Here is a 2,413-nt window from a genome sequence, read left to right on the forward strand (position 1 = left end):
TCCACTCAGGAAAATAGTCATTCTTTATCGCAGCGCAGCCGACTAAAAAAAGGCCCATACAGAACACTATGGTCAATTTCACATATCCACCTAACGCCTCAAACACCGGCGCAGCTTTGCTGCGTCCGAGTGCTTTGAATTGATAATCATTGAGCCTTCTCCCCCAGCCCAGCCAGATTGGCTAAGCTGGAAGGCGACCAAACCAAAAAGGAGAAGACCCAATGAAATTTTATACTACACAACATCCGTACTATTGTGGAATTGATTTGCATGCCCGCTCTTTGTACGTCTGCATTCTGAATGCTGATGGTGACACCATCATACACCGTGAAATCAAAGCATTACCAGAACCTTTGCTCGATTTATTAGCACCTTACATCGGCAATATTGTTGTTGGTGTTGAATGCATGCATTGCTGGTACTGGGTCAGCGACTTTTGCGCTGAACAGGGTATCGACTTTATTCTTGGCCATGCTCTATACATGAAGGCGATCCATGGCGGCAAGGCCAAAAATGACCGCATTGATTCTTATAAAATCGCGCACCTGATCCGTGGAGGCAACTTCCCCATGGCCTATGTGTATCCACCTGAAATGCGCGCTGCCCGTGATTTACTGCGCCGTCGTACCCGTATTGTTCGCCATGGTGCTGATTTAAAAGCGCATGTCAAAAACACGACCAGCCAATACAATTTGCCGCCAAATGCCCTGAACTTACGCTATCCCAACGCCCGTGAAGCGATGCGGGATCGCTTTGATGATCAGTTCGTACAGCGCAATATTGACCTGGACTTAAACATCATTGCTTTTTACAACCATGAACTCAGCTCTATCGAGTGCTTTATTGAAAAGCATGCCAAGCATCACAACGGTAGCGATTACCATATTCTTACCAGCTTCCCTGGCATTGGTCGAATTCTGGCACTGACAATCCTCTATGAAGTCGGCGACATCGCACGTTTTAGCACAGTACAGGACTTTGCATCCTATAGCCGGCTGATTAAGTGCAAAGCAGAATCAGCAGGTAAAAGCTATGGCACCCAAGGCAATAAAATTGGCAATGCACATCTGAAGTGGGCCTTCGGTGAAATTGCTGTGCTTTACCTGCGCGGTAACGACAAAGCGAAAGCCTATTTGCTGAAACTGCAAAAACGCATGAGCAAAGCTAAAGCGCTCTCTGCTCTGGCCCATAAAGTTGGCCGTTGCGTTTATTACATGCTGAAAAATCAGAAGGTGTTCGATGAAAAACGTTTCTTAGCCGGTTAAGTCGCGGGACAAGGTGAGCTGAACGTCTAACTGGAACACCATGGCTGATGCTCAACTGAAGGCTGGGTAGCCCGTAGCAATAAGCTGAACCACCAACCTTCTGGCACACTGCCGTAGCCAGAGCGCTTGATTAGACACCTTGTCGCCGCGCATATACCCATCAGCAAGATGGTTTGCACCTGTGCTGAGCCTGAAACTAGCTGGCTTTAAGCCCGACGCCTTGAATAGTGCCAGCAACAGGTTAACCGATGAATGTCTGGTGCCCCTGCTGTCAGCAAGGATGCTGAAATCAGCAGGCGCTCATTGAGCATGAGGTAAGAGAGCCCCGATATGTGTTTGTCGCAGGCTATCGCCTGGCAACCATGATGACAGATGAAGCAGTCTATCTTGCTGATGGACAAAGACCTGGCCGCTAGCGCGGCCAGAAGAGCGGTTTTACCTATTGACTCCGAGAAGGCTCATATGTGTTAGATTTACATTGCACATAATGCTAATGTTTCTGCTTCTTCTATCTTTTTATTAAGTTCAATCAGTTGAACTTCTAACTTGGAACTTAATTCTTCCAATTCTACTTTTGTGGCTGATGCCTTATCTAAAGTATCTTTTAATTCAGCAGAGAAACCTGCGCCTTTGAAAGCCTTGAATTTATCCAAATTTAAAAACGACAGAAATACTGAACCAGCAACTATCATTAATCCCATTTCAGTAGCCAATCCCCTATAACCAAAAAACACAGTAACACCAAAGGATACAAGCAGGACGATTGTGCTAATACACTTATCAACTTTTGAGCTCACAAGACCCTCTCTTGATTTTGTCGACATCTGAGTAAATCTAACGCCCGCCACAAACGCGAGCAACTTGTTGCGAGTCGAGCGCCCAAAGGGCGCGTTTTTGATGGCGATTGTTAGCGCATCTGAACTCGAATACATACTAAGTAAACAAGGCCTCAAGCTTTGATTTTTGTTCAGGGCTAAGCTCATTTAATGTCTGCAATGCATCTTTAAGTGCTGCCTTGGCATCTTCTGCCATTTTGAAATGTACGTACGCCTTAATTAATGCTGTATGGGCATTCAAAGATTGAGGATAATTTGCTCGATTCCACTTCAATAATGCCAACGCATCATCTTGCCGGTTTAAATATTGCA

Annotated in this window: 2 protein-coding genes and 1 pseudogene; 1 reads left to right on the forward strand and 2 read right to left on the reverse strand. The window is 45.7% G+C overall.

Going from position 1 to position 2,413, the window contains the following annotated elements; all coding sequences use genetic code 11:
* Nucleotides 1-221: 221 nt before the first annotated feature.
* A complete protein-coding gene (locus BLW37_RS18475; protein ID WP_091345564.1) occupies nucleotides 222-1,265 on the forward strand; it encodes an IS110 family RNA-guided transposase in 1,044 nt (347 codons plus the stop codon).
* 473 nt (nucleotides 1,266-1,738) lie between these two features.
* Here the strand turns inward: BLW37_RS18475 and BLW37_RS18835 are convergent, their stop codons facing one another.
* Together BLW37_RS18835 and BLW37_RS18840 are read right to left on the reverse strand one after the other, a co-directional pair.
* Nucleotides 1,739-2,062, reverse strand: a complete 324-nt coding sequence (locus BLW37_RS18835; protein ID WP_139243760.1) for a hypothetical protein — start codon at nucleotides 2,060-2,062, stop codon at nucleotides 1,739-1,741.
* A 136-nt stretch (nucleotides 2,063-2,198) separates the two neighbouring features.
* Nucleotides 2,199-2,413, reverse strand: a pseudogene (locus BLW37_RS18840) (alpha/beta hydrolase); the annotation flags it as partial.

This window comes from Alkalimonas amylolytica, from assembly GCF_900107845.1.
In the GTDB taxonomy this organism is placed as follows: domain Bacteria; phylum Pseudomonadota; class Gammaproteobacteria; order Enterobacterales; family Alteromonadaceae; genus Alkalimonas; species Alkalimonas amylolytica.